Here is a 25,376-nt window from a genome sequence, read left to right on the forward strand (position 1 = left end):
CGGCATCAGGGATGGCCCGAATGCGCTGGAAGTGGAATGACAGGAAGCGCCGTAGCATACATGACCGCGCTTGGCCGAGGGAAACCCTGATTACAGCTGATTGCCAGACGTTTTGGGCAACGAGGGCCGTTGGTCGCGGCGTGTAGCCGGTTCGTGCAGCGAAGCTAAGCTCTAACTGGGGAGTGAGTCTTATCTTCAATGAGGTGAGGGATGGTGGAGCAACGGAAAAAAAACGTAACGAAACCCGAGTTGTACGAAAGGTTGATCGATCGTCTGGGCATGGCGCTGGACGCCGTGAAAACCGCTGACCGGCTGCGCGACGAGCGCCCCCTGGAACTGGAATTGCGTGGCTTGAGCCCCGCCGAGTTCAAACTGGTCAAGGCCTATCTGGATCGCAGTGAACGTGAAACGCAGGGATGCCTGTCTCAAGCAGTGAAGCAGCTCGATGCGGCACATTCGGCCAAGGTCATCTGGCTCAAGGACAAGGCGCCGCGCAGAGACACCGGCAAGGTGCGTTCTGTGCAGGCCAAGTAAGCGCATGGCAGGTCATGAAACGGATCTTTCGCAACCGGATCCGGCCTACTGGTTGTAACGCGTAATCAACACTCTTAGGCTTCGGGCATCTTTGGAGATGCCCGATGCCCTTTCGCTATTTCATCAAACAACTTTTACTGCCGCCCGGCATTCTTTTGCTGCTGTTGCTAGCCGCCTGGTGGCTGCGCCGCTCGCGGCCGCGTCTGGCCGGCGTGTGTTTTGCCCTCGGCTTTGGCGGCCTGTGGCTGATGAGCCTGCCGGTAGTGGTGCAGTGGAGTGCCAAAGCGCTGGAGCGCGAGCCGCCACTGGCCCGCCAGGAATGGACGACGCTGGCACAACGCGCGGATGCGATTGTGGTGTTGGGCTCGGGGCGCGAGCGCGGTGATCTGGCCTGGGGCGAAGACCAGCCGACCGGCGTGGGACTCGAGCGTCAGCGTTACGCGGCGCGCCTGGCCAAGGCTTCCGGCCTGCCGATCCTGACCAGCGGCGGCCTGCATTACGGCACACCACCGACCGAGGCCAGGTTGATGGCGGATTCGTTGCGTGATGATTTCGACGTAACGGTGCGCTGGCAAGAAGGCGCGAGCCGCACCACGTGGGAAAATGCCAGGATGACGGCGGATATCCTCTTGCCGCAGGGGATCAAGCGGGTCGTCGTGGTGACGCAGGCGTGGCACATGCCGCGGGCGGTGTGGAGCTTTGAACAGGCGGGATTCGACGTGGTGCCGGCACCGGTGGGTTTCCTCGGTGCGGATAACGCTCGCCCGTTTGGCGGCTGGTTGCCGGAATTCAAATCGATCTGGCAGAGCGGGCAGTTGCTTAATGAAGCGGTGGGGCAGGTGGGGTATTCGTTGTTTTACCAAGGTGATGCCAACCACGATTGACTTGGTGGTGCTTATGCCCTCTTCGCGAGCAGGCTCGCTCCCACATTGAAATGCATGCCAGATGTGGGAGCGAGCCTGCTCGCGAAGCTTTTAAAGGGTTTTTGACATCCGGCTGGCCATCAGCGCCCAGCCGAACAGCAGCAGGCACAACACGATCAGCGGCCACGAACGCCATTGCAGATACGGCGTCAGGTCGTGCATCGGTACCACTTCGCCGTACAGCACGCCTTGTTCGAACTGCGGAATCTGCTCGGTAATCTGCCCGAACGGGTTGATCAGGCCAGTAACGCCGTTGTTGGTCGCGCGGATCATCCAGCGTCCAGCCTCCAACGCGCGCATCTGCGCCATCTGCAAATGTTGCAGCGGGCCGATGGAAGTGCCGAACCAGGTGTCGTTGCTGATAGTCAGCAGCAGGTCGCTGCGTGCCGACAGGCCAGCGGCGAACTCCGGATAGACCACCTCGTAGCAGATAAACGGTGCGATCTGGTAACCCTTGGCCTGTAGCAGTGCCTGATCGGACGGGCCGCGCGCGAAGTCCGACATCGGCAAGTCGAAGAATGCGATCAAGCCGCGCAACACGTCCTGCAACGGCACGTACTCGCCGAACGGCACCAGTTTCTGCTTCAGGTAAGTACCATCGCCTTCGCCCACCACGGTGATGCCGTTGAAAAAGCGCCGTTCGTGATGCACGGTCTGGCGAATCGGCACACCAGTGATCAACGCTGATTTACGCTCGGCGGCGAAGTTGCCCATCATCGTCAGGTAGCCCTCGGCGGACTCCTTCAACACCGGCACGGCGGTTTCTGGCCAGATCAGCAGATCGACCGGCTTGGAGCGGAAACTCAGATCACGGTACAGCGCCAGTTGCGCATTGAGCTCGGCCGGGTCCCATTTCATGCTTTGCGCGACGTTACCCTGAATTGCGGCAACACTCAGTGGTGCGCCGGACGGGCTGGTCCAAGCGTGGCCCTTAAGTGCGATGCCGGCCACCCAAGGTCCAGCCAACAGCACCAGACCGGCCACGACAAAGGTTTTGCGTCCGCTTTGCAGCAAGCGCCGCGCGTTGTAGATCAGCGCTGCGGTCAACGCTAGAACGAACGACACCAGCCACATGCCACCGACCGGCGCAAGCCCGGCCAATGGCCCATCAAGCTGACTGTAACCGGAGTACAACCAAGGAAAGCCAGTGAGGAACCAGCCGCGGAACGCTTCCTGCCCGACCCACAACGCCGCAAACGCCAACGCGTCGGCCACCGGTGCTTCGTTACGGCGCAACCAGCGCGCCCATAACGAGGCCGGCAAGGCGAAGAACCAGGCAATCGCGGCGGTAAACAGCAACATCAGGAACCCGGCCAGCAACACCGAAGCGCCGCCGAAATGGTGAATGCTGTAATAGATCCAGCTGGTGCCAGCGCCGAACAGGCCAAAGCCGAAGCACCAGCCACGGCCCAGCGCCTGACGCGGACTCAGTTCACGCAAGCCGGCATAGAACAGACCGACCGCCAGCAACGCCAGCGGCCAGATGTTGAACGGGGCAAGAGCAAACGTGGTGATTGCACCGGCCGCCACGGCCAGCAGATTACCGGGCCAGCCGGGGCGGGTTGTCCAGCGCATTTCAGTCCTTAGATTTCTTACCGGGCGATTGGGGTCAGTCGCAGCAAATGAATCCGACGGCTGTCGGCGTTCAGGATGCGGAAACGATAGGCGCCGATTTCAGTGATTTCGTTGCGTTTTGGCAAGTGGCCGAACGCGCTCATCACCAGGCCGCCGACGGTGTCGAACTCGTCGTCGGAGAATTCGCTGTCGAAGAACTCGTTGAAGTTCTCGATTGGCGTCAGCGCCTTGATCAGGAAATCACCGCTGGGCAGCGGCTTGATGTAGCTGTCTTCTTCGACGTCGTGCTCGTCTTCGATATCGCCGACGATCTGTTCGAGGACGTCTTCGATGGTCACCAGACCGGCCACGCCGCCATATTCGTCGATGACGATGGCCATGTGGTTGTGGTTGGCGCGGAATTCACGCAGCAACACGTTCAGGCGCTTGGACTCCGGCACGAAGGTGGCCGGGCGCAGCAGGTCCTTGATGTTGAAGCTGTCGCCGTTCTCCTTGAGGATCAGCGGCAGCAGGTCCTTGGCCAGCAGCACGCCCATTACGTCGTCATGGCTTTCGCCGATGACCGGGTAGCGCGAGTGGGCCGAGTCGACCACGGCAGGGAGGAATTCGCGAGGTGTCTGGGTCGCCTTGATGCTGATCATCTGCGAGCGCGGCACCATGATGTCGCGTACTTGCAGGTCAGCCACCTGGATGGCGCCTTCGACGATGGCCAGCGCTTCGCTGTCCAGCAGTTTGTTCTGATGTGCATCACGCAGCAGCTCGAGAAGCTCCTGACGGTTCTTCGGCTCGTGGGCAAAAGCCTGGGTCAGTTTACCCAGCCATGACTTCTGCCCGTTGCTCGATCGATCTTCGCTCATAGCGATTACTCTGAATCCTTTGTTGTAACGATGGGGGAGTGTTCGGTTTCGTCGTCCGCGTACGGATCGGGATAGCCCAGTTCGGCAAGCAACTCGCGTTCCAGTGCTTCCATTTCTTCGGCTTCGTCATCATCTATATGGTCGTAACCGAGCAGATGCAAGCAGCCGTGAATGACCAGATGTGCCCAGTGTGCCTTTAGTTCCTTGCCCTGCTCGGCGGCTTCGCGTTCGACCACGGCCACGCAGATCACCAGATCGCCGAGCAGCGGGATATCGAGAAACTCGTCAGGCACTTCGGCCGGGAACGACAACACGTTGGTCGCGTAATCCTTGTGGCGCCAGGTGTGATTGAGCTCGCGGCCTTCTTCCTCGTCGACCAGACGAATGGTCATTTCCGAATCAGCGCTGCGCTGGCGCAGGGCCAGTTCGCACCACTGGCGGAACTCGGCTTCACTCGGCGCGCTGGCCTCGGTGGCGATTTGCAGATCCAGCTCAAGCATCGCGCGAGGCTTCCTTCGCGGCTTCGGCACGGGTCTCGAAGCGCTCGTAGGCCTCGACAATCCGCTGCACCAACGGGTGGCGCACGACGTCTTTGGGCTGGAAGTGGGTAAAGCTGATGCCTGGCACGTCCTTCAGCACTTCGATCACATGGTGCAGGCCGGATTTGGTGCCGCGCGGCAGGTCGACCTGAGTGATGTCGCCCGTGATCACAGCGGTGGAACCGAAGCCGATGCGCGTGAGGAACATCTTCATCTGTTCGACCGTGGTGTTCTGGCTTTCGTCGAGAATGATGAAGCTGTTGTTCAGCGTACGACCGCGCATGTAGGCCAGCGGCGCGACTTCAATCACTTGTTTCTCGATTAGCTTGGCGACGTATTCGAAACCGAGCATTTCGTACAGTGCGTCATACAGCGGGCGCAGGTACGGGTCGATCTTCTGCGACAGGTCGCCGGGCAGGAAGCCGAGTTTTTCACCCGCTTCGACCGCCGGACGCACCAGCAGGATGCGGCGGATCTGCTCGCGCTCCAGCGCATCTACCGCACAGGCTACGGCCAGATAGGTCTTGCCGGTACCGGCCGGGCCGATGCCGAAATTGATGTCGTTGCCGAGGATTTCCTTCACGTAGCGCTGCTGATTCAAGCCGCGTGGGCGAATCATGCCTTTCTTGGTGCGCAAGGCGACGGTCGGTTCGGCGGGGGCTGGATTGTCCAGATCATCGCCGGCCGATTCCTGGATGAACAGGTGCACCAGATCGGGCGACAGCTCGGTACCCTTGGTTTCCCGGTACAGGCGGCGCAGCAGGTTTTCCGCGGACGTGGTGAGTTTAGGATCGCCAATCAACTCGAACTGGTTTCCGCGATTGCGGATCTCGATGGCCAGGCGCTGTTCGATCAAGCGCAAATGCTCGTCGAATTGCCCGCACAGATTGGCGAAGCGGCGAGCCTCAAAAGGCTCGAGGAGAAAACGATGTGGTTCGATGGGTGCGTTCAAGGTCGTATTTAGCCGCCCTGGGGCAATTAGGATGAAATCAAGGATAACGCCAGTGGCGTGGGTGCGAAAGCTCTTAAATATCTCAGCCGATCAGCGCCGCTGCGCTTTACCTGTGGGAGCGAGCCTGCTCGCGAAGGCGGCGACACATTCAAAATTGATGTGTCTGACAGACCGCCTTCGCGAGCAGGCTTGCTCCCACAGGAGAATGCGGCGTTATTGAATTAAAGAACCACGCAGTGAGTGCGGTTGCGCGGCGTCGATGCGCACGTCAGCGAACTGGCCGATCAGCGTGGGATTGTCGCAGCGGAAGTTGACGATACGGTTATTCTCGGTGCGGCCTTGCAGCTCGCCCGGGTCTTTCTTCGAATAATCGGTCACCAGGATGCGCTGGATCGATCCGACCATTTGTCGGCTGATTTCGAAACCCTGCTGATTCAAACGGTGTTGCAGCGCGTTCAGGCGTTCTTTCTTCAATTCCTCCGGGGTGTCGTCGGCCAGATCGGCAGCGGGCGTGCCCGGGCGCTGGCTATAAACGAACGAGTAGGAGAAATCGAAGCCGACATCGGCGATTAATTTCATGGTCTGTTCGAAGTCTTTCTCAGTCTCGCCGGGGAAACCGACGATAAAGTCCGAACTGATGCAGATCCCCGGTACGGCGGCGCGCAATTTGCGCAGCTTGGATTTGTACTCAAGCGCCGTGTGGTTGCGCTTCATCGCCGCGAGAATCCGGTCGGAGCCCGACTGCACAGGCAAGTGCAGGTGCTTGACCAGTTCAGGGACTTCGGCGTGGGCCTGGATCAGGCTGTCGGAGAACTCCAGCGGATGCGACGTGGTGTAGCGGATGCGGTCGATGCCGTCGACGGCGGCGACCACGCGAATCAGCTCGGCCAGATCGGCCAGACGACCGTCGTGGGTCTGGCCGCGATAGCCGTTGACGTTCTGCCCCAGCAGCGTGACTTCACGCACACCGTGTTCGGCGAGGTGAATGATTTCCGCGATCACGTCGTCGAACGGCCGGCTGACTTCTTCGCCACGGGTGTACGGCACCACGCAGAACGTGCAGTACTTGCTGCAACCTTCCATCACCGACACATACGCGCTCGGGCCATCGATGCGCGGCTCGGGCAGGTGATCGAATTTTTCGATTTCCGGGAACGAGACGTCGACCTGCGGCAGCTTGCTGCTGCGCGCGGCGTCGATCATCTCCGGCAAACGGTGCAGGGTCTGCGGGCCGAACACCACGTCGACGTACGGAGCGCGATCGCGGATCGCTGCGCCTTCCTGACTGGCCACGCAACCGCCGACGGCGATGACCATGTCCGGGTTGGCCAACTTCAGTTCGCGCCAGCGGCCGAGCTGCGAATACACGCGGTCTTGCGCGCGTTCGCGGATCGAGCAGGTGTTGAGCAGAATCACGTCGGCGTCTTCCGCGCGGGCGGTGACTTCCAGGGCCTGATGTTCGCCCAGCAGATCGACCATGCGCGAGCTGTCGTACTCGTTCATCTGGCAACCGTGGGTTTCGATGTAAAGCTTCTTGGCCATGGATTCGGGTCGTCACGTGATTCAAAGAACCGCGCATTATAGGGAACAAGCCGTCAGGTTCCTACCGCTGTGCGTCCGGTGGCTATGCTATAGTTCGCGCCCTCATTTTTACCCCGATGTTGTCCGCCCGCCATGACCAAACGCGAAGCTCCAATCTACAAGGTGATTTTCCTCAACCAGGGCCAGGTGTTCGAAATGTACGCCAAGCAGATCTATCAAAGTGATCTGTGGGGTTTCCTGGAAGTTGAAGAATTCGTCTTTGGCGAGCGCACGCAAATGGTCGTCGATCCGAGCGAAGAAAAGCTCAAGGCGCAGTTCGAAGGCGTGGTGCGCAGTTTTGTGCCGATGCATTCGATCGTGCGCATCGATGAAGTGGAACGTCTGGGCACACCGAAAATCAGCGAAGCCCGTGGCGCGGTCGGCAATGTCATGCCGTTTCCGATGCCGATGCCTGAGAAGTAAGCTTCAAGACCGTGTCGCCCCCATTCGCGAGCAGGCTCGCTCCCACAGTAGATCTCCAGTGTTCAGAAGATCCTCTGTGGGAGCGAGCCTGCTCGCGAAGAGGCCAAAAAGGTCGGCGCAAAAATCAGGGCAGCGGTGAAAACGGCGTACGCCCATCGGCGCTCTGCAGTTCCATCAGGTATTTGCGGAAAATCTGCCCCAGCACCTGAGTGGCGGTTTCGAGATCTTCGCGGGACATCTTTTCCGAGACTTCGTCAGCCGTGTCCAGCGCCTCTTCGGCCCCGTTGACCGCTGCCATCTTCAGCACGATGTAGGCCTGGATATTGTTGGCCTGCACGCCTTCACCGTGGAAGAACATGCTGCCGAGCTTGAATTGCGCCTGGGCGTGGCCTTGCAGCGAGGCCTTTTCGAAATAGCTCAGGGCTTGATTGAGGTCGCGCGGCGCGTTCTTGCCGTCGTAGTAGAACTCACCCAACTCGTATTGCGCTTGCGCGTCCCCTTCGTCCGCCGCTTTCTGGCAGGCGGCCAATGCCTGCGTGACGTCTTGCGGCTGAGTATTGAGGGTGCAACGACCCATCGCCGGGATCAACAACGAGTTGCCGCCTGCTTGTGCATGCGCGAGCAGGGGCTGAAGGAGCAACAGGCAGCCCAATGCAAGGGTGCGGCCGGTGCGGTTCATGGGAATCGACTTACCTCTGAAGGGCACGCGGACCCGTCGAGGGATCCAATAAGCGCGCATTATGAAATAAGCGAGGCCAACCTTACAAAGTCTTTACTCGTTTTTCTGCTGCGTGGGGAATATATCGCCCGATTCAGGCAGGATTTCCGCAGGCACGTCGGAAAAACCGAGCGAATGTAGGCGATAGCTGACGCTGGCTATAGCCAACGTCAGCGGTACGGCAATTATTTCAATGCGGCGAAGGCGCGCTCGGCGGCGTCCAGCGTCAGTTGCAGCTCGGCCTCGCCGTGGGCGATCGAGGTGAAACCGGCTTCGAAAGCGCTCGGCGCCAGGTACACACCACCTTCCAGCATCAAATGGAAGAAGCGACCGAACATTGCCGCGTCGCTGGCCATCACGTCGTCGAAGGTGACGATGTCGTCGGCGCCGCTGAAATACAGACCGAACATGCCGCCAGCCTGGGTGGTCACGAATGGAATGCCCGCAGCATCGGCGCGCTGTTGCAGGCCGTCGAGCATGCGCGCGGTGTAGTCGGTCAGTTCGGCGTGGAAACCCGGGCGGCTGATCAGGCGCAACGTCGTCAGGCCGGCAGCCATCGCCAGCGGATTACCCGACAAAGTACCGGCCTGATACACCGGGCCCAGCGGGGCGATGCGCTGCATGATCTCGCGCTTGCCACCGAAGCAACCCACCGGCATGCCGCCGCCGATGATCTTGCCGAACGTGGTCAGGTCCGGCGTCACACCGTAGTGCGCCTGGGCACCGCCGAGGGCGACGCGGAAACCGGTCATCACTTCGTCAAAAATCAGCACCACACCATGTTTGTCGCACAGCGCGCGCAGGCCTTCGAGAAAGCCCGGTGCTGGCGGCACGCAGTTCATGTTGCCGGCGACCGGCTCGACAATGATGCATGCCACGTCTTCGCCCACTTCAGCGAGCATCGTTTCAACTGCGTCGATGTCGTTGAACGGCAGGGTCAGGGTGTGTTTGGCAAATGCCGCTGGCACGCCGGCCGAGCTCGGTACGCCCTGGGTCAGAGCGCCGGAACCGGCCTTGACCAACAGGCTGTCGGAGTGGCCGTGGTAGCAGCCTTCGAATTTGATGATGCTGTCGCGACCGGTGTAACCACGGGCCAGACGAATTGCACTCATGGTCGCTTCGGTGCCGGAGCTGACCATGCGCACCATGTCCATCGACGGCACCAGCGAGCAGACCAGGTCGGCCATCTCGGTTTCCATCGACGTCGGTGCGCCGTAGGACAGACCGTGTTGCAGCTGATTGCGTACCGCGTCGAGCACGTCCGGATGGCTGTGGCCGAGGATCATCGGGCCCCACGAACCGACGTAATCGACATAACGCTTGTCATCTTCGTCGGTGACGTAAGCGCCTTCGGCGTGTTTGAAGAACAGCGGGGTGCCGCCGACGCTCTTGAACGCGCGAACCGGCGAGTTGACGCCGCCGGGAATGTGTTTCTGAGCGTTGGCAAACAGGGTTTCGGAACGAGACATGATCGGGCTCTCAAATCAGATTTTCAGAAGTTCGTTGAAGGCGCGGGCGCGGCGGGTCACTTCGGCGCTGCTCTCGGCGCCGAACAAACCGTGGATCACGGCGAGCAGATCGACACCGTGCTCGACCAGCGGCGCGGCGTTATCGAGGGTGATGCCGCCAATCGCGCAGATCGGCAAGTGCAGCGTGCGTTTGGCTTCGTCGAGCAAGTCGAGGCTGCAACTCGGCGCACCGGGTTTGGTGGTGGAATTGAAGAAGCGGCCGAAGGCGACATAGCTCGCACCTTCTTTGGCGGCCTGTTCGGCCAGGGCGATCTGCCCGTGACAGGTCGAACCGATGATCGCTTTCGAGCCGAGCAGGGCGCGGGTCGGCGACAGCGGGCCGTCAGTCTGGCCCAAGTGCACGCCGACATTGAGGCGCGCGGCCAGTTCGGCGTCATCGTTGATGATCAGCTGCGTCTTGTAGCGCTCGCACAAGTTGCGCAGCGCTTCGGCCTCGCGCAGACGGCGGGCCTCGTCGCTGCTCTTGTCGCGGTATTGCAGCAGGGTGACGCCACCTTCCAGCGCCGCCTCCACGTAAGACAGAAACTTGCCGGCCAGCAACTGGCTGTCGGTGATGGCATACAGGCCACGTAGTTTCATCGGGCAGACCTCACGAGGTTACGAGCAGAAATCCAGCGGCAGGCGACGCGGCACGAACTGGCCTTTGCCCAGTTGTTCGGCATCGCGCAGGGTCCGCCAGGTGTAATCCAGCGCACTGCGCACAGCACTGGCCAGGTGTTCGCCCTGAGCGAGTCGCCCGGCCAAAGCGCTGGCCAGCGTACAACCGGAGCCGTGATAGCTGCCCGGCAGACGCTGGCAGATGAATGTTTCGCGCAGGCCGTCGCGGCTGTACACGCGGTTGTGGATTTCAGTTTCGTCGCCGTGGCCGCCGGTGATCAGCAGGTTTTTGATGAACGGCAGAAGTTTGTCTGCGCACTCGTCGGCCGTACCTTCCGGCAGTTCAGCGAGAATGCGCGCTTCAGGAAGATTGGGGGTGGCGATAATCGACAGCGGCAGCAGACGCTGGCGCATCGCATAGCCGACCTCGTCTTTGCCCAGGCGTCCGCCGCCGCCGGCACGCAGCACCGGGTCGCAGACCACCGGCAGATGCGGGTGCGCCGAGAGCAGTTCGACGACCGTGTCGACCATCTCCAGCGAGCCGAGCATGCCCAGTTTCACTGCGGCGACTTCGGAGTCGTTGAGCACGGCGTTGGCCTGGGCCAGCACCCACTCACGGTCGAGGACGCGAAAGTCAGTGACGTTGACGGTGTCTTGCACGGTCAGGGCGGTGACGGCCGGAGCCGCATGGCAACCCTGCGCGAGCAAGGCTTCGATATCTGCCTGCAAGCCGGCGCCACCACTGGGGTCGTGGCCGGAGAGACAGAGGACAACGGGGCGGGAGCTGTAGATATTCATGGTGCGCGAGCTTACCACCAAAGCTGATTTTGGGGGGTGGGTGGCAGCGCAAGATCAAAAGATCGCAGCCTTTGACAGCTCCTGCATCGGACCGCATTCCCCTATAGGACCTGCCGAAGGCTGCGATCTTTTGATCTTCCTGACCAATGCAACATCTCTAGGCCGCTGCTTTGCCCTGGAACGCCCGTTCTAGAGCCGTTGTAGGAAAAATTTCCATGGTGCTCAATGGCCATCAACGGCTATGCTAGGCTGGATCCAAACAATCACAGGTAATACCGGTTTTACGTCTACTCAAAGGGAATGGGGGGCTTCCTGACACAACCGGACGAGCCACGCTGGGGCTTCAATGCGCTATTTGCTGATGTTGCTGTTCTGCTTGCCACTCATGGCGAGCGCTGTCGAATTCGACGAATTCACCCAGAGCCTGCCGCTGGGCCGATCGCTGCAAGTGTTCGAAGACCCGAGCGGTCAGGCGACCATTGCCGACGTCCGCGCGCAAGATACCGCCGGCCAGTTCAAAGCCCACGACAAGGCCACGCTCAATGCCGGTTACTCGCGTTCGGCGTTCTGGCTGAAGATCGACCTGCATTACCGCCCGAGCAACCCGGTCGCCCAGCGCACCTGGTTGCTGGAGCTGGCGTATCCGCCGCTTGATCACCTCGACCTTTACTTGCCCGACGCCAGTGGCGACTACCGACTGGTGCGCCAGACCGGCGACGCCTTGCCCTTCGCCAGCCGCGAGATTCGTCAGAACAATTACCTGTTCGACTTGCCATTCAAACCGAATCAGCAGCAGACGCTGTACCTGCGCCTGGCCAGCGAAGGCTCGATCCAGGCGCCAGTGACGTTGTGGTCGAGCACCGCCTACCTCGAAGACCAACCGGTGCGCCTGTATGTGCTCGGTATCATTTATGGCGTGCTGCTGGGGATGCTGGTCTACAACCTGTTCATCTACCTGAGCGTGCGCGACACCAGTTACCTCTATTACATCTTCTACATCGGCTCGTTCGGCCTTTATCAATTGTCGGTGAACGGTGCAGCGGTCGAATATTTCTGGCCGGACAACCCATGGTGGGCCAACGCCGCGACGCCGTTCTTCATCGGTTGCGCCGGACTGTTCGGCAGCCAGTTCGCCCGCAGTTTCCTGCAGACCAAGACCCACAGCCCCTGGCTGGATCGTTTGCTGATCGGCCTGATTGCCTTCAGTGCACTGGTGATCGGCCTGTCGCTGATGACCAGTTACGCCCTGGCCCTGCGCCTGGCGACCACACTGGCGCTGACCTTCACCGTGGTGATCTTTGCCGCCGGGATTCTTGCCTGGTGGCGCGGCCTGCGGGTGGCCCGTTACTTCATCATCGCCTGGTCGGCATTCCTGCTCGGCGGCATCGTCAACACGCTGATGGTGCTGGGCCTGCTGCCCAATGTGTTCCTGACCATGTACGCCAGCCAGATCGGCTCGGCCATCGAAGTGGCGCTGCTGTCGCTGGCGCTGGCCGATCGCATCAACGCCATGCGCGAACAACAGGCGCAGACCTTGTTCGACGCCGGGCAGAAACTCGAAGTGCTCAACCAGCAACTGGCCCACAGCAACAAACTCAAGGACGAATTTCTCGCCACCCTGACCCACGAATTGCGCACGCCGATGAACGGCGTGATTGGTTCGCTGGAGCTGATGCAGACCGTCGACCTCGATCCCGAGCTTGAGCAATATCAACAGACCGCTGCCGGTTCCGCCCGCGACATGATGCGCATGGTCAATGGCATCCTTACCCTCACCGAATTGCAGGCCGGCAAGCTCAAGGCGACGCCGGGCAGTTTCAGCCTGCGCGCAGTGGTCGAGGCGTTGCGCGTGCAGTTCGAAGGTAATGCAGCGAGCAAGTCGCTGGACTTCAAGGTTGAAGTGCTGCCGACCCTGCCGGATCGCCTGCACGGCGACAGCGCGAAACTGGCGCAGTGCCTGGAATGCCTGCTCGACAATGCGATCAAGTTCACCCGCGTCGGCGGCCTGGCGCTGCGCGTTACCGGGCGGCCGTCGACGGATAACCGCATGGCGCTGTCGTTTGCGGTGATCGACACCGGCATCGGTTTCACTGATCTGGGCGAGGCCACGCTGTATCAGCGTTTCTTCCAGCTCGACGGTTCGATGACTCGCGAATACGGCGGCCTGGGGGTGGGTCTGGCGATCTGTCGGCAACTGGTTGAATTGCTCGGCGGCAAACTCACCCATCGCTCCGAGCCGGGACGCGGCAGCCGCTTCCAGCTCGATGTCGAATTCGAACTGCCGGTGATCGAAGCGCCTGCGCATCAGCCGACTCGCGATTGCACGCGTGCGCCGCAGGACTGCACGGTGCTGCTGGTGGACGACAACAGCGTCAACCAATTGGTGATGCGTGGCATGTTGCTCAAGCTCGGTTTCCGCGTACGCAGCGTCGACAACGGCGCCGCTGCGCTGGACTGCCTGCAACGGGAAAGCTTCGATGCGGTGCTGGTCGATTGCCAGTTGCCCAGCCACGAAGGCGCATCGCTGTGCTGCCAGATCCATGCCCTGCCAGGCTGCGCGCACTTGCCGGTGTTCATGCTGGCCTTGAGCGCTGACCGCGAACAATGCGCCCCGGGCGCGGCCATCGACTACCTGCACAAACCGGTAAAATTCGAGGATCTGCAGGCTGCGTTGCAGCGCCGTGTGCTCAGTTGCTGATGGGGTAAAAGCGCCGCAAAAACGGCGCCTATGACACTTTGTTCAAAAAAGCACCAGTGCTTAACTGGTGCCATTGCTGAACACGGAGCGCCGTCATGAACCTGCATCAGTTCGCCGAAACCCACGAAGTCACCAATCAGCCGCCGTCGCTGGACGGCACCAACCTGTACCGCATCGACCTGCCGTTGCAGGAGTGGTCGCGGCGTTTTGGCGCCGGTTGGGCCGAGTCGCGCATAGATGCCTATGGCGCACTGGCGGGCGGGCCGCTGATGGAGGCGGGGTTTCTCGCCAACCAGAACAAACCGGTATTTGCCAGCCATGATCGCTACGGTCATCGCATCGATCTGGTCGAATTTCACCCGGCCTACCACGAGCTCATGCGCACGGCGATCGAGCATGGCCTGACCTCGCTGCCGTGGGCGCACCCGCAGGATGGTGCGCATGTTGCCCGCGCTTCGATGACCTATCTGCACAGCCAGGCCGAAGCCGGCAGCGGTTGCCCGTTGACCATGACCTTCGCCAGCGTGCCGGCCCTGCGCTTGCAGCCGGACCTGGCCGAACAGTGGCTGCCGAAAGTCCTCGCCACCGAATACGATCCGCGCAATGTCGGCATGGCGTACAAGGCGGGCGTGACCATCGGCATGGCGATGACCGAGAAGCAGGGCGGCACCGATGTCCGCGCCAACACCACCAAGGCTTACCCGGTCGGCGCCAGCGGCCCGGGTCAGGCGTATGAATTGGTCGGCCACAAGTGGTTCTGCTCGGCGCCGATGTGCGACGCCTTCCTTACGTTGGCGCAAACCGACAAGGGCTTGAGTTGCTTCCTGCTGCCGCGCCATCGCCCGGACGACACGCGCAATCAGTTCTATATCCAGCGTCTTAAAAACAAACTCGGCAACCAGTCCAACGCCTCCAGCGAAGTGGAATTTCGTGGCGCGCTGGCCTGGATGATCGGTGAAGAAGGGCGCGGCGTGCCGACCATTATCGAGATGGTGGCGATGACCCGTTTCGATTGCATGGTCGGCTCCAGCTCGCTGATGCGCCAGGCGCTGACCCAGGCCAGCCATCACTGCGCGCACCGCAAGGTCGGCGGCAAATTGCTCAGCGAGCAGCCGCTGATGCAAAACGTGCTGGCCGATCTGGCCCTGGAAAGCGAAGCGGCGCTGGCCCTGAGTCTGCGCATGGGCAAGGCGCTGGATCATCTGGATGATCGCCACGAAGCGCAGTTCGCGCGGCTGGTGACGGCGGTGGGCAAATACTGGATCTGCAAACGTGCGCCAGGAATGATCAACGAAGCCGCCGAATGCATGGGCGGCGCCGGCTACGTTGAAGACAGCATCCTGCCGCGCCTGTATCGCGAGGCGCCGGTGAACTCGACGTGGGAAGGTTCGGGGAATGTGCAATGTCTCGACGTGCTGCGCGCTCTTTCGAAGGAGCCGGGCGTGCTCGATGTGCTGTTCAGCGAATTGGGCGATGGCCATGGCGACAAGCGTCTGGCCGCGCATATCCAGCAATTGCAGGCGCAGTTCAAGGACACCAGTGATATTCAGTATCGGGCGCGGCAACTGACCGAAGACATTGCCCTTGGATTGCAGGCCAAACTGTTGCTGGAGGCTGGCAACTCAGTGGTCAGTGATGCCTTCATTGCCAGCCGCCTCGGCAGCGGTGGCCGCGTCTATGGTGCGCTGCCGCGTGGGCTGGACGTCGAAGCCATCGTCGCCCGCTCGACGCCACAGCTTTTCTGACCCACCTCAAATCCCCCCCCCTGTGGGAGCGAGCCTGCTCGCGAAAGCGGTGTGTCAGTCGACATCTTTATTGGATGATCCACCGCATTCGCGAGCAGGCTCGCTCCCACAGGGGACATCATTGGTCTGCAGATTTAAGTGTCGCCACAACGCCACTGTTCCCGTGCGTCCACGATGCAGGCAAGATGAAGCCCTGCAAGTCAGAACACAGGAAGCTGATCGTGACCGAAGCGTTTATTGTCGTTCAAACCGCCGAACAAGCCGTGGATCGTCTGGCCGAGCTGCATGAGCGGGCCACCACTGCGCTGAATTCAGCCCTCAAGCGTTACCTCAAGGACCGCGTCGAGCCCGACGCCGAACAGCGTGCTCTGTTTCGTTATCCCGAACTGCGTCTGACCTACCACTGCCAGGGCGAAGTGCCGCAGACCACCCGCGCTTACGCCAAGGTGCAGTTGCCGGGCACTTACAGCGTCACCGTCACCCACCCGGCGGCGTTTCGCAAATACCTGCTCGAACAGCTGACGCCGTTGATGCACGACTTCACCGTGACCGTGGAAGTCGGCGTCAGCCAGCAGAACATTCCGTATCCGTACGTGGTCGAGCAGGGCGATGAACTGGCCGGTTCCGGCGTCACTGCGGCGGTGCTGGCGCGGGTGTTCCCGAGCACGGATCTGTCCGCCGCCACCGATGGCATCGCCGACGGTCTCTACGACTGGGAAAATACCGATCCGCTGCCGCTGGCCTTGTTCGACGCCGCGCGCGTGGACTTCTCCCTGCGCCGTCTGGTGCATTACACCGGCAGTGACTGGCGCCATGTGCAGCCGTGGATTCTGCTGACCAACTATCACCGCTACGTCGACCAGTTCATCGTTCATGGCCTGGAGCAACTGCGCAACGACCCGCGTTTCGTGCGCATGGTCCTGCCGGGCAACGTGATCATCGAGAAGAGCATGGACCACGGCGAAGCCTCGGCAATTGCCGCCGGTGTGGTCTGGCACCGTTACCAGATGCCGGCCTATCACCTGATCGCCAGCGATGGCCACGGCGTGACGCTGGTCAACATCGGTGTCGGCCCGTCCAACGCCAAGAACATCACCGATCACCTGGCCGTACTGCGCCCGCATTGCTGGCTGATGATCGGCCACTGCGGCGGCCTGCGTCAGTCGCAGACCATCGGCGACTACGTGCTGGCCCACGCCTACATGCGCCGCGACGGCATTCTTGATCGTGTGGTGCCGCCGAATATTCCCATCCCGGCTCTGGCCGAAGTGCAGCTTGCGCTGCAGCAGGCGGCGGCGAATGTCACTGGCGAGAAGGGCGACGATCTGAAGAAGCGCCTGCGCACCGGCACGGTTCTGACCTATGACGACCGTAACTGGGAACTGCGCTGGGCTCAGGAACGGCCACTCATCAACTTGTCCCGCGCGGTGGCGGTGGACATGGAAAGCGGCACGATCGCCGCGCAAGGTTATCGCCTGCGGGTGCCTTACGGCACGTTGCTCTGTGTTTCGGACAAGCCGCTGCACAGCGAAATCAAACTGCCGGGCTCGGCCAACGCCTTCTACGAACGCGCGGTCAGCCAGCATTTGAAAATCGGCATTGAAGCGGTGGATCTGCTGCGCACCGAACTCAACTCGCTGCACTCGCGCAAACTGCGCAGCTTCGACGAGCCGCCGTTCCGTTAACGGTTAGTCGTGGTCATTTGGTGGTCGGGGCACTAGCATTGTCAGCCCTGACCGCTAAATGTTTTCTCTCTTATGTCCCGTCCCTCGCGTCCACCTTCCCGCCGCCCCGGCGCGAAGCCTCAGTCTTCTACCCCGCGCCGCGTCGCCAAGGCTCCACCGGCCGAGCCGAAGTTGATCCTGTTCAACAAACCCTTCGATGTGCTGACGCAGTTCAGCGACGGTGAAGGGCGGGCGACGCTCAAGGATTACATCGATGTGCCGGGAATTTACCCCGCCGGACGTCTGGATCGCGACAGCGAAGGTTTGTTGCTGCTGACCAATGACGGCCAGTTGCAGGCGCGCATCGCCGATCCGAAACACAAATTGGCGAAGACCTATTGGGTGCAGGTGGAAGGCGAGCCGACGGCCGAGCAGTTGCAGCGCCTGCGTGATGGTGTCGAGCTGAATGACGGCATGACCCTGCCCGCCAAAGCGCGGCAACTGGCTGAACCGCAGTTGTGGCCGCGCAATCCGCCGGTACGCTTTCGCGCGACCATACCGACTTCATGGCTGGAACTGGTGATTCGCGAAGGGCGCAACCGTCAGGTGCGGCGCATGACGGCGGCGGTCGGGTTGCCGACGTTGCGGCTGGTGCGGGTCAGGATAGGCGACTGGACCCTTGAAGGGCTCGATCAGGGCCAGTGGCGGGAAGTGCCGGCGCGCTTATAAGGCGCCGGATTCGATCAGGCCGATCACCACACTCTTAATGATGAATGCGGCCACACCCAGGCCCAGCACGAAAAACAGAATGAACGAGCCGAACCGCCCCGCCTTGGACTTCTTCGCCAGATCCCAGACGATGAAACCCATGAAAATGATCAGGATGCTGACCAGACCGGTCATCATCCACTCTTCGAACAGTGCTGGATCCATTGGCGATCTCCGGCGCGGACAGGGCTGAAAGGGCGGCGGCGAGTATACGCCATGGTCGGATGGCGGGGCATTGATCTGCGTCGCCTGTGCCGGCCCCTTCGCGAGCAGGCTCGCTCCCACTGGTTGGAATGCATCCCCCTGTGGGAGCGAGCCTGCTCGCGAAAGCGATTTCAGCTACGCAAATGAGTCAGCGGCAGTTCGGTGCTGTTGAGCACCTGATTCAGCACGAAACTCGAGCGCACGCTGGTGACCCCCTCGATCCGGGTCAGATGCCCCAGCAGCAACTTCTGGTAGTGATCCATATCCGGTACCACCACTTTCAACTGATAGTCGGCATCCACCCCGGTCACCAGGCTGCACTCAAGCACCTGCGGCAATGTGCGGATCGCCGCTTCGAAATTCTCGAAGCGCTCCGGGGTGTGCCGGTCCATGCCGATCAGCACATACGCCGTCAGGCTCAAGCCGAGCATCTTGCGATCGAGCAGGGCAACCTGGCGCGAGATATAGCCATCGTCTTCCAGCTGCTTGACCCGGCGCGAGCAAGGCGAGGGCGACAGACCGATGCGCTCGGCCAGTTCCTGGTTGGAGATACGGGCGTCGCGCTGCAATTCCGCCAAAATACTCAGGTCATACCGGTCGAGTTTGCTCATCAATCTGTCCTTGGTCGTAACTATTGCGGCGGATTATCTATCCAGGGTTAAAAATTGCGCAAGCGGTGTTTAATTGAGCAATTTTCGCAATCATCTATCGCGTCCTCAGGCCTATTCTTATCACCAGAATCACTGCTCGGTAACACAGTCCACGCGGCCCGCCCAATCAGGCCCGCCGCGGCCGCCACCCCCACCGGGGATGTGCCGGCCCCCGAGCTGCACACTGTCCAGAAGACGGCGTGAGGTGAGCCGACGTCAAAAGCGTCGAGCCAGGACGAAGTTCTCCAGAAGGGAGGCCGACGGGTCTCCCTTTTTTCTTGCCTGCGATTTCATCCTGGCGCCTCAATAAATAAGTCGTGTGACTGATAACCTGTTGCAGAACCCGGTGGGGCTGTTCCGAGTCTTAGCAACAAGCCCTGCCAACGACAGGCTCCCGCAGTGAGGAAAAGCATGAATTCGCGCATCTGGCGTCTGGCCGGTGTTGGTTTGCTGTGTGTGGGTGTCAGTGCGCAAGCGCTGGCCGATGAGCCGCAGAATCGTGGGCCTGGCAACGGGCCGCAGAACGACGGGATCATCCGTGGCGACAACAGCCGTCAGTTCGAGCACAACGGCCAGCCGCACAACAATGACGGTCAATGGCAGAACCGTGATCAGAACCGCCCGGCCTACAACCCCAACCCGGTTCGCCAACCGCCACCGCCGCCACAATTACCGGCCAACAGTCTGCCGATCCAGCCGCGTCCCGACGCCGTGCGCCAGACCCAGGAGCCGCGTCAGGGTTACTACCGCGACGAGCGTCCACAAAACGGTTACCACAATCAGCAATGGCAGACGCAGCCGCGTCCCGATGACAACCGCTGGCCGGGACGGCCGAACGGTCATGGCAATGGCTGGGGGCCGGGCCCGCAGTATCGTCCGGGCCATGTGATCGATCGCTTCCCGGATCGTGATTACCGCGTGCCGTATCGCGGTCAGGATTACTTCTACTCCGGTGGTTACTGGTATCGCCCGCAAGGCCCGCGCTACATCGTCGTACAGCCACCGCGCGGGATCCGCATCCAGTATTTGCCGGATTACGCCCGTGAAGTGTGGATCGGCGGCTCACTGCTGTTCCTCGCCGCCGGTTCCTATTACGCCTATCAAGAGGCGACGCAGGATTACGTGGTGGTCGAGCCGCCGGTACAGCAACAGCCGCAACCGCAATCCCAAGGCTATGACGTCGAAGCCTACCCGGCCAACGGCCAGTCGCCGCAGCAAGTGCAGCAGGACGGTTACCAGTGCTCGCAGTACGCGGTGCAGCAAAGCGGTTTCGACCCGCGCACCGCGACTTATCAACCCGCGCCCGAGGTGGTTCAGGCTTATCGCCAGGCGCAGGGCAACTGCCTGAGCAGTCGCGGTTATCAGGTCAGATAGGAGCAGCTACAAGCTACAAGCTACAAGCTACAAGCTACAAGCTACAAGCTACAAGCTTGAAGCTAGAGGCTTGTCACTTGTGGCTGCTTTTACAGGATCGGCGTGCACCAGCACTTCGGCCTTCGGATAGGCTTTGTGAATTGCCGCCGCCGCTTGATCGCTGATGCCATGGGCGACTGACAGGGTCAGTTCGCCCGGCAATTCCAGGTGCAATTGCACGAACCAGTGGTTGCCGGAGATCCGCGTGCGCAGGTCATGTGCACCGAGCACCCCGGGGACGCTGCAGGCCAGTTCGAGCATGTGCTGGCTGACATCGGTCGGTAGTTCCTCGTCCATCAGCACCGAGAAACTTTCCCGGGCGATCTGGATCGCGCTCCAGAAGATGTACGCGGCGATCCCCAGACCGAACCACGCGTCCAGTTGCGCAAAACCCATCCCGGCCAACACCAGCGCGATGAGGATGCTGCCGTTGAGCAGCAGGTCCGAACGGTAATGCAGCGAGTCGGCGCGTACGGCATTGGAGCCGGTCTGCTTGATCACCCGGTGCTGCAACATCAGCAGCCCCACCGTCAGCAGCAGGGAAAACACGATCACGCCGATGCTTAGCCACGGTGCGCCAAGCGGCTCCGGTGTCTGCAAGCGTTGGTAGGCCTGGAATGCGATCAGCACCGCGCTGCCACCGATGAACAACGCCTGGGCCATGCCCGCCAGCGATTCGGCTTTGCCGTGGCCATAACGGTGATCATCATCCGCCGGGCGCAAGGCGTAATGCACCGCCAGCAGATTGAGCATCGAGGTGACGCCATCCAGCGCCGAGTCGGTGAGGCCGGCGAGCATGCTCACCGATCCGCTGAGCCACCAGGCAATCGCCTTGGCGACGATCAGCGTGCACGCGACCGCCACCGAGGCGCGGGTCGCCAGCCGCAGCAGGCGGGCGTGTTCGGGGCTGGAGGTCATTGAACGTCCTTATTCAAGCGGCCGGTTGCAGGCCGAACATCGCCAGTTGCTGGGTGCTGCCCTTGTGCTGGATCAGGCGTGGATCGTCGAGGGGAAAGTCTCGGCCCAGTTCGCTTTCCAGAATCGCCTGCAGCTTGTGATTATCGACCTGACCGTCCGGGCCGATGGCTTGCTTGAGCTTGGCCGGATCGACCTGCGCGGTGTGGCCCGGTTCGAAATAGATCGCCCCGGTGGCGAAGTCGACGGCAAACGCGATCAGCCCGGGAATGATGTAGAACAGCAGGCCGACGGCATCGAGCACGGCGATCGCCGGGTCGATCTTGCCGTCGATCTGGCCACGGCGGTCCGGGTAGAAAATCGAACCGCACGCCGTGAGCTGCGTGAGCAGAGTGGTGACCAGAACACCGCCGATCAGGCGAGAGGGTAAGCGCATGGAAATGTCTCCTGAGAGCTGAACAATAACGGCTACTGTTTTGAGTTCAGACTACGCCAAACAGTTCGCCGTTATACTCGCCGATCTGTTTGGGAGCCAGCATGATTTCTTTGCCGATCGACGATGTTTTACCCGCCCTGCGTGAAGCCCTCGCGTCACGCCACGAAGCCGTGCTCGAAGCACCGCCCGGCGCCGGTAAAACCACCCGCGTGCCTTTGGCCTTGCTCAACGAAGCCTGGCTGGCCGGGCAGACCATCGTCATGCTTGAGCCTCGGCGTCTGGCTGCGCGGGCGGCGGCGGAGCGCTTGGCCAGCGAGCTCGGTGAACAGGTCGGTGAAACCGTCGGTTATCGCATCCGCCTCGACAGCAAGGTCGGCCCGAAGACGCGTATCGAAGTGGTCACCGAAGGCATTCTCACCCGGCGCTTGCAGGACGACCCGGCGCTGGACGGCGTGGGTCTGCTGATCTTCGACGAATTTCATGAACGCAGTCTCGACGCTGATCTGGCGCTGGCCCTCAGTCTGAACGGTCGCGAGCTGTTTCGCGCTGAACAGCCGCTGAAGATTTTGCTGATGTCGGCCACCCTCGAAGGCGAGCGTCTGGCCGGGTTGCTCGATGACGCGCCGATCCTGCGCAGCGAAGGGCGCATGTATCCAGTGACGATGCGCTGGGGCTGGCCGTTTCAGCCAGGCGAATACATCGACCAGCGCGTCACCCAAACCGTGCTCGAAGCGCTGCACGACGAGACCGGCAGCCTGTTGGTGTTCCTGCCGGGACAGGCGGAGATCCGCCGCGTGCATCAGCAACTGGCCGACGCCATTGGCGAGCGCAAAGACGTCTCGCTGTGCCCGTTGCACGGCGAACTCGACCTCAATGCGCAACGCGCGGCGATCGATCCGGCGCCGCCCGGTCAGCGCAAAGTGGTGCTGGCAACCAACATCGCCGAGACCAGCCTGACCATCAACGGCGTGCGCGTGGTCATCGATGCCGGATTGGCGCGGGTGCCGCGCTTCGACCCGGGCAGCGGCATGACCCGCCTCGACACCCAACGCATCTCCAAGGCCAGCGCCACCCAGCGTGCCGGCCGCGCCGGGCGATTGGAGCCGGGCGTGTGTTATCGCCTGTGGTCGCAGGATCAGCATGAACAACTGGCGGCTTATGGCAGCGCGGAAATTCTCTCGGCGGATCTGGCCAGCCTCGCTTTGCAACTCGGGCGCTGGGGCGTGACCCCGGGCGAACTGGTCTGGCTCGACATGCCGCCCGCCGCAGCTTATGCCCAGGCGCAGGATTTGCTGCAACGCCTCGGCGCGTTACACGGCGACACGCTGACGGCCCACGGCCAGGCCATGGCCGAACTGCCGGCGCATCCGCGCATCGCGCATTTGCTGTTGCGCGGTCAGGCATTGGGGCTGGCGGCGATGGCCTGTGATGTGGCGGCGCTGCTCGGCGAGCGCGATATCCTGCGCGGCGCTGGCGCGGATCTGCACAGCCGATTGGTTCTGCTTTCCGGCGAAGAACGTGCCGGTCGTGGCGCGCAGGGCGGGGTGCAACGCGCCCGGCAATTGGCCCGGCAGTATCGCGGTTACCTGCGTGGCAAGCCGAGCGAACCGGTCAGCGATGCCGAGCATCCGCGCTGGCTCGGCGCGCTGCTGGCGCTGGCCTACCCGGATCGCGTCGCCCAGCAACGGCGCGCCGGTGGTGCCGAATACCGTTTGGCCAACGGTCGCGCCGCGCTGTTCGCTGACGCCGACAGCCTGATGAAGCACGAGTGGATTGTTATCGCCGACCTTGGCAGCCTCCAGGGCCAGCGCGAAGAACGCATCTATCTGGCGGCGGATTTCGATCCGGCGCTGTTCGATTCGGTGCTCGCCGAGCAAGTGCGCAGCGTCGATCAACTCGATTGGGACGAGCGTGAAGGCGTGTTGCGCGCCGAGCGCCAGCGCAAGGTCGGCGAGCTGATTCTCAGCCGTGAACCATTGACAGGTCTGGATGAAAACGCGCGCAGTCAGGCCCTGGTCAATCTGGTGCGGCGCAAGGGCCTGGAGCTACTGCCGTGGACGCCGGAACTGCGCCAGTGGCAGGCGCGGGTGGCGCTGTTGCGTCAGCTTGATCTGAGCACTCAGGACGACAGCCAATGGCCGGATGTCAGCGATACAGCGCTGCTTGATACTCTCGAAGACTGGTTGATGCCGTATCTGGGCAAGGTCTCGCGGCTGAGTCATTTCGCCAACCTCGACCTGTCGAGCATCGTGCGCAATCTGCTGCCGTGGCCGCTGCCGCAGAAGCTCGACGAGCTGGCGCCGCATCATTTGAGCGTGCCGTCGGGCTCATCGATTCGTCTGGATTACAGCGAACATCCACCGATTCTCGCGGTGCGTTTGCAGGAGCTGTTTGGTCTGGCCGATACGCCACGGATCGCCGGTGGCCGGCAAGTGGTCAAGCTGCATCTGCTGTCGCCAGCGCGGCGGCCGGTGCAGGTGACGCAGGACCTGGCCAACTTCTGGCGCAGCACCTATGCCGAGGTGAAGAAGGATCTGAAGGGGCGCTATCCCAAGCATTACTGGCCGGATGATCCGCTGGTGGCTGAAGCCACGGCGCGGGCGAAACCCCGGGGCACCTGACCGGGGTTACGCCAATGCCGGGCGCTGATTCAGGCGCCTGCGGCAGCGGTGTCTGCCTGACCTCGGGCGAAACGTGTAGCCGAGGTCTGCAACAGCAACGCGGCACTCAATGTCACCAGCAGGAAAGGCAGCAGCCAGGCGTTTTCGATCATGGCCAATTGCAGGCTGAGTATCAGCAGCAGCACGGGTGTCGCCAAGGCGTTCGCCCGGCTGACACACAGACCCACCGCCGCCTCACTGTACCGGCAGGCGATGGCGACGCGGATATGCACGCGCGCACCGCCAAATGCCATACCGAGGATCAACAGGCTCAGCGACTTGAGCATCAGATTGTCCGGCAGCAGCAACCACATCGAAGTGGCGATCAGCGCCAGTGCAATCAGGCCTGACAGGTAGGCCGTCAGGTTGCGACCGGTATTGGCAATGATTACCAGCACCCCGATTAGCGCCATGCCCAGTCCGAAGACGGCATCGAGTATGCCCAGTTCGAACAGTGCCCAGCCGTGGCTCGCCACATACACTGGCAGCATGAAGTTGAATGCGCCGAGGATCGGCCAGATCAATACCATCGGCACAAACAGCGTCAGCGGCAACCTGTCAGGTGCAGCAACGTCGGCCGTTGCCTGCACCGCTGTAGGTTGACTGTCGCGGGTGAAGCAAATCGCCGCAACCATAAAAAAGCCAGCGCTGAGCACTATCGAGAAACCCATGCCGGGTAGAATCGGCATCAAGCCTGCCGCGAGCAAAGGCCCGATCATCAGTGCGGCCTGACTGGTAGCCGTGGTTGCACCACTGATTCGCCGGACCTTGGTTTCATCCATGCCGCGTTGAATCTGGGTGAACCACATGTCCAGGCTGGCTTCGAGCGACATGACCATCAGCCAGGCAAACAGGTTGGTGATCAACAAACCGACAGTAAAATCTCGGGACACGCCCGATATCAGCGCGATGCCGGTCAGCCCAAGCACAAACCAACTGCTCATCTGCCGACCGTTCATGCGCAGCGACAGGCGCCTGATCATCGCAGGCGTGATAAACGCTGGAATGAACGAGCAAAAAATCGCTAGCGCCAGTGGCAGATATCCGCCTTCTTCCTGGTTGAGGATGGTCCATGTCAGCGAGACCATCAGCGCACCGGAAAACAACCGATATACCGTCGAGCAGAACAGGAACATGGCCAGCTCTTTTGCAGCTTTTTGGGGGGCGGCGTTTATTTCATTCATTTGATCGATCCTT

The 25,376-nt window shown here is 61.6% G+C and carries 23 protein-coding genes; 9 read left to right on the top strand and 14 right to left on the bottom strand.

The window, feature by feature from the left end; genetic code table 11:
* Window positions 1–210 precede the first annotated feature (210 nt).
* Window positions 211–534, top strand: a complete 324-nt coding sequence (locus tag AC4IHP_RS11835) for a hypothetical protein (RefSeq protein WP_024014441.1) — start codon at window positions 211–213, stop codon at window positions 532–534.
* A gap of 104 nt (window positions 535–638) precedes the next feature.
* Window positions 639–1,418 carry a YdcF family protein gene (locus AC4IHP_RS11840; protein ID WP_490831751.1) on the top strand — a complete coding sequence of 260 codons (780 nt, stop codon included), beginning with the start codon at window positions 639–641 and terminating at the stop codon, window positions 1,416–1,418.
* A gap of 90 nt (window positions 1,419–1,508) precedes the next feature.
* Here the strand turns inward: AC4IHP_RS11840 and lnt are convergent, their stop codons facing one another.
* The 5 genes from lnt to miaB all read right to left on the bottom strand — a co-directional run bounded on the left by lnt (window position 1,509) and on the right by miaB (window position 6,922).
* Window positions 1,509–3,032 (bottom strand): apolipoprotein N-acyltransferase, encoded by a 1,524-nt coding sequence (lnt, locus tag AC4IHP_RS11845; protein ID WP_490831752.1) that lies wholly within the window; start codon window positions 3,030–3,032, stop codon window positions 1,509–1,511.
* Window positions 3,033–3,049: 17 nt separating this feature from the next.
* Complete coding sequence (locus tag AC4IHP_RS11850) at window positions 3,050–3,889, bottom strand: CorC family transporter (protein ID WP_007909641.1); 840 nt, start codon at window positions 3,887–3,889, stop codon at window positions 3,050–3,052.
* 5 nt (window positions 3,890–3,894) lie between these two features.
* Window positions 3,895–4,389 carry an rRNA maturation RNase YbeY gene (ybeY, locus tag AC4IHP_RS11855; RefSeq protein WP_016773042.1) on the bottom strand — a complete coding sequence of 165 codons (495 nt, stop codon included), beginning with the start codon at window positions 4,387–4,389 and terminating at the stop codon, window positions 3,895–3,897.
* Window positions 4,382–5,380, bottom strand: a complete 999-nt coding sequence (locus tag AC4IHP_RS11860) for a PhoH family protein (RefSeq protein ID WP_039761794.1) — start codon at window positions 5,378–5,380, stop codon at window positions 4,382–4,384. The genes ybeY and AC4IHP_RS11860 overlap by 8 nt, the downstream gene beginning before the upstream one ends.
* 213 nt (window positions 5,381–5,593) lie before the next feature.
* Entirely contained in the window at window positions 5,594–6,922 is a 1,329-nt protein-coding gene (gene miaB / locus AC4IHP_RS11865) for a tRNA (N6-isopentenyl adenosine(37)-C2)-methylthiotransferase MiaB (RefSeq protein ID WP_460121655.1), read from the bottom strand.
* Between the two features lie 132 nt (window positions 6,923–7,054).
* On the opposite strand from miaB, the gene AC4IHP_RS11870 reads away from it, so the two are divergent.
* Complete coding sequence (locus AC4IHP_RS11870; RefSeq protein ID WP_016773045.1) at window positions 7,055–7,384, top strand: DUF1820 family protein; 330 nt, start codon at window positions 7,055–7,057, stop codon at window positions 7,382–7,384.
* Window positions 7,385–7,508: 124 nt separating this feature from the next.
* On the opposite strand, the gene AC4IHP_RS11875 is transcribed toward AC4IHP_RS11870, so the two are convergent.
* The 4 genes from AC4IHP_RS11875 to AC4IHP_RS11890 all read right to left on the bottom strand — a co-directional run bounded on the left by AC4IHP_RS11875 (window position 7,509) and on the right by AC4IHP_RS11890 (window position 11,026).
* On the bottom strand, window positions 7,509–8,063 hold the full coding sequence (locus AC4IHP_RS11875; RefSeq protein WP_064364065.1) for a tetratricopeptide repeat protein: 555 nt from the start codon (window positions 8,061–8,063) through the stop codon (window positions 7,509–7,511).
* Window positions 8,064–8,287: 224 nt separating this feature from the next.
* Window positions 8,288–9,571 carry a glutamate-1-semialdehyde 2,1-aminomutase gene (gene hemL / locus AC4IHP_RS11880; protein ID WP_460121651.1) on the bottom strand — a complete coding sequence of 428 codons (1,284 nt, stop codon included), beginning with the start codon at window positions 9,569–9,571 and terminating at the stop codon, window positions 8,288–8,290.
* A gap of 15 nt (window positions 9,572–9,586) precedes the next feature.
* Window positions 9,587–10,210 (bottom strand): thiamine phosphate synthase, encoded by a 624-nt coding sequence (gene thiE, locus AC4IHP_RS11885; RefSeq protein WP_186568855.1) that lies wholly within the window; start codon window positions 10,208–10,210, stop codon window positions 9,587–9,589.
* Window positions 10,211–10,228: 18 nt separating this feature from the next.
* On the bottom strand, window positions 10,229–11,026 hold the full coding sequence (locus AC4IHP_RS11890) for a hydroxymethylpyrimidine/phosphomethylpyrimidine kinase (RefSeq protein WP_490831753.1): 798 nt from the start codon (window positions 11,024–11,026) through the stop codon (window positions 10,229–10,231).
* A 346-nt stretch (window positions 11,027–11,372) separates the two neighbouring features.
* Between AC4IHP_RS11890 and AC4IHP_RS11895 the strand changes: the two genes are divergently transcribed.
* From AC4IHP_RS11895 to AC4IHP_RS11910, 4 genes are all read left to right on the top strand, one after another.
* The gene (locus AC4IHP_RS11895; protein ID WP_490831754.1) at window positions 11,373–13,724 is read left to right on the top strand and encodes a 7TM diverse intracellular signaling domain-containing protein; all 2,352 of its coding nucleotides are present in this window, start codon (window positions 11,373–11,375) and stop codon (window positions 13,722–13,724) included.
* A gap of 95 nt (window positions 13,725–13,819) precedes the next feature.
* The gene (locus AC4IHP_RS11900; RefSeq protein ID WP_490831755.1) at window positions 13,820–15,469 is read left to right on the top strand and encodes an acyl-CoA dehydrogenase family protein; all 1,650 of its coding nucleotides are present in this window, start codon (window positions 13,820–13,822) and stop codon (window positions 15,467–15,469) included.
* A gap of 185 nt (window positions 15,470–15,654) precedes the next feature.
* On the top strand, window positions 15,655–17,154 hold the full coding sequence (gene amn / locus AC4IHP_RS11905) for an AMP nucleosidase (RefSeq protein ID WP_200890480.1): 1,500 nt from the start codon (window positions 15,655–15,657) through the stop codon (window positions 17,152–17,154).
* Window positions 17,155–17,226: 72 nt separating this feature from the next.
* Entirely contained in the window at window positions 17,227–17,862 is a 636-nt protein-coding gene (locus tag AC4IHP_RS11910; RefSeq protein ID WP_490831756.1) for a pseudouridine synthase, read from the top strand.
* On the opposite strand, the gene AC4IHP_RS11915 is transcribed toward AC4IHP_RS11910, so the two are convergent.
* Both AC4IHP_RS11915 and AC4IHP_RS11920 read right to left on the bottom strand, forming a co-directional pair.
* Window positions 17,857–18,066, bottom strand: coding sequence for a DUF2788 domain-containing protein (locus AC4IHP_RS11915; protein WP_016773053.1), 210 nt, complete (start codon window positions 18,064–18,066; stop codon window positions 17,857–17,859). The genes AC4IHP_RS11910 and AC4IHP_RS11915 overlap by 6 nt on opposite strands.
* Window positions 18,067–18,236: 170 nt before the next feature.
* The gene (locus AC4IHP_RS11920) at window positions 18,237–18,716 is read right to left on the bottom strand and encodes an Lrp/AsnC family transcriptional regulator (protein ID WP_007909658.1); all 480 of its coding nucleotides are present in this window, start codon (window positions 18,714–18,716) and stop codon (window positions 18,237–18,239) included.
* A 450-nt stretch (window positions 18,717–19,166) separates the two neighbouring features.
* Between AC4IHP_RS11920 and AC4IHP_RS11925 the strand changes: the two genes are divergently transcribed.
* Window positions 19,167–20,129, top strand: a complete 963-nt coding sequence (locus AC4IHP_RS11925) for a DUF6515 family protein (RefSeq protein ID WP_490831757.1) — start codon at window positions 19,167–19,169, stop codon at window positions 20,127–20,129.
* 48 nt (window positions 20,130–20,177) lie between these two features.
* Here the strand turns inward: AC4IHP_RS11925 and AC4IHP_RS11930 are convergent, their stop codons facing one another.
* Window positions 20,178–21,086, bottom strand: a complete 909-nt coding sequence (locus AC4IHP_RS11930; RefSeq protein ID WP_490831758.1) for a cation diffusion facilitator family transporter — start codon at window positions 21,084–21,086, stop codon at window positions 20,178–20,180.
* 13 nt (window positions 21,087–21,099) lie between these two features.
* Window positions 21,100–21,519 carry a polyribonucleotide nucleotidyltransferase gene (locus AC4IHP_RS11935; RefSeq protein ID WP_490831759.1) on the bottom strand — a complete coding sequence of 140 codons (420 nt, stop codon included), beginning with the start codon at window positions 21,517–21,519 and terminating at the stop codon, window positions 21,100–21,102.
* Window positions 21,520–21,620: 101 nt separating this feature from the next.
* Here AC4IHP_RS11935 and hrpB point away from each other — a divergent pair, with 101 nt between their 5' ends.
* A complete protein-coding gene (gene hrpB / locus AC4IHP_RS11940) occupies window positions 21,621–24,140 on the top strand; it encodes an ATP-dependent helicase HrpB (protein WP_490831760.1) in 2,520 nt (839 codons plus the stop codon).
* A gap of 29 nt (window positions 24,141–24,169) precedes the next feature.
* Here the strand turns inward: hrpB and AC4IHP_RS11945 are convergent, their stop codons facing one another.
* A complete protein-coding gene (locus AC4IHP_RS11945) occupies window positions 24,170–25,363 on the bottom strand; it encodes an MFS transporter (RefSeq protein WP_490831761.1) in 1,194 nt (397 codons plus the stop codon).
* Between the last annotated feature and the right edge of the window lie 13 nt (window positions 25,364–25,376).

The organism is Pseudomonas sp. UF-293 (assembly GCF_058245595.1).

What these genes read in the sequence shown, in the direction of transcription:
- AC4IHP_RS11835 (WP_024014441.1), top strand. Translation starts at nt 211, where the DNA reads ATGGTGGAGCAACGGAAAAAAAACGTAACGAAACCCGAGTTGTACGAA.
- AC4IHP_RS11840 (WP_490831751.1), top strand. Translation starts at nt 639, where the DNA reads ATGCCCTTTCGCTATTTCATCAAACAACTTTTACTGCCGCCCGGCATT.
- lnt (WP_490831752.1), bottom strand. Translation starts at nt 3,032, where the DNA reads ATGCGCTGGACAACCCGCCCCGGCTGGCCCGGTAATCTGCTGGCCGTG.
- AC4IHP_RS11850 (WP_007909641.1), bottom strand. Translation starts at nt 3,889, where the DNA reads ATGAGCGAAGATCGATCGAGCAACGGGCAGAAGTCATGGCTGGGTAAA.
- ybeY (WP_016773042.1), bottom strand. Translation starts at nt 4,389, where the DNA reads ATGCTTGAGCTGGATCTGCAAATCGCCACCGAGGCCAGCGCGCCGAGT.
- miaB (WP_460121655.1), bottom strand. Translation starts at nt 6,922, where the DNA reads ATGGCCAAGAAGCTTTACATCGAAACCCACGGTTGCCAGATGAACGAG.
- AC4IHP_RS11870 (WP_016773045.1), top strand. Translation starts at nt 7,055, where the DNA reads ATGACCAAACGCGAAGCTCCAATCTACAAGGTGATTTTCCTCAACCAG.
- AC4IHP_RS11875 (WP_064364065.1), bottom strand. Translation starts at nt 8,063, where the DNA reads ATGAACCGCACCGGCCGCACCCTTGCATTGGGCTGCCTGTTGCTCCTT.
- hemL (WP_460121651.1), bottom strand. Translation starts at nt 9,571, where the DNA reads ATGTCTCGTTCCGAAACCCTGTTTGCCAACGCTCAGAAACACATTCCC.
- thiE (WP_186568855.1), bottom strand. Translation starts at nt 10,210, where the DNA reads ATGAAACTACGTGGCCTGTATGCCATCACCGACAGCCAGTTGCTGGCC.
- AC4IHP_RS11890 (WP_490831753.1), bottom strand. Translation starts at nt 11,026, where the DNA reads ATGAATATCTACAGCTCCCGCCCCGTTGTCCTCTGTCTCTCCGGCCAC.
- AC4IHP_RS11895 (WP_490831754.1), top strand. Translation starts at nt 11,373, where the DNA reads ATGCGCTATTTGCTGATGTTGCTGTTCTGCTTGCCACTCATGGCGAGC.
- AC4IHP_RS11900 (WP_490831755.1), top strand. Translation starts at nt 13,820, where the DNA reads ATGAACCTGCATCAGTTCGCCGAAACCCACGAAGTCACCAATCAGCCG.
- amn (WP_200890480.1), top strand. Translation starts at nt 15,655, where the DNA reads ATGAAGCCCTGCAAGTCAGAACACAGGAAGCTGATCGTGACCGAAGCG.
- AC4IHP_RS11910 (WP_490831756.1), top strand. Translation starts at nt 17,227, where the DNA reads ATGTCCCGTCCCTCGCGTCCACCTTCCCGCCGCCCCGGCGCGAAGCCT.
- AC4IHP_RS11915 (WP_016773053.1), bottom strand. Translation starts at nt 18,066, where the DNA reads ATGGATCCAGCACTGTTCGAAGAGTGGATGATGACCGGTCTGGTCAGC.
- AC4IHP_RS11920 (WP_007909658.1), bottom strand. Translation starts at nt 18,716, where the DNA reads ATGAGCAAACTCGACCGGTATGACCTGAGTATTTTGGCGGAATTGCAG.
- AC4IHP_RS11925 (WP_490831757.1), top strand. Translation starts at nt 19,167, where the DNA reads ATGAATTCGCGCATCTGGCGTCTGGCCGGTGTTGGTTTGCTGTGTGTG.
- AC4IHP_RS11930 (WP_490831758.1), bottom strand. Translation starts at nt 21,086, where the DNA reads ATGACCTCCAGCCCCGAACACGCCCGCCTGCTGCGGCTGGCGACCCGC.
- AC4IHP_RS11935 (WP_490831759.1), bottom strand. Translation starts at nt 21,519, where the DNA reads ATGCGCTTACCCTCTCGCCTGATCGGCGGTGTTCTGGTCACCACTCTG.
- hrpB (WP_490831760.1), top strand. Translation starts at nt 21,621, where the DNA reads ATGATTTCTTTGCCGATCGACGATGTTTTACCCGCCCTGCGTGAAGCC.
- AC4IHP_RS11945 (WP_490831761.1), bottom strand. Translation starts at nt 25,363, where the DNA reads ATGAATGAAATAAACGCCGCCCCCCAAAAAGCTGCAAAAGAGCTGGCC.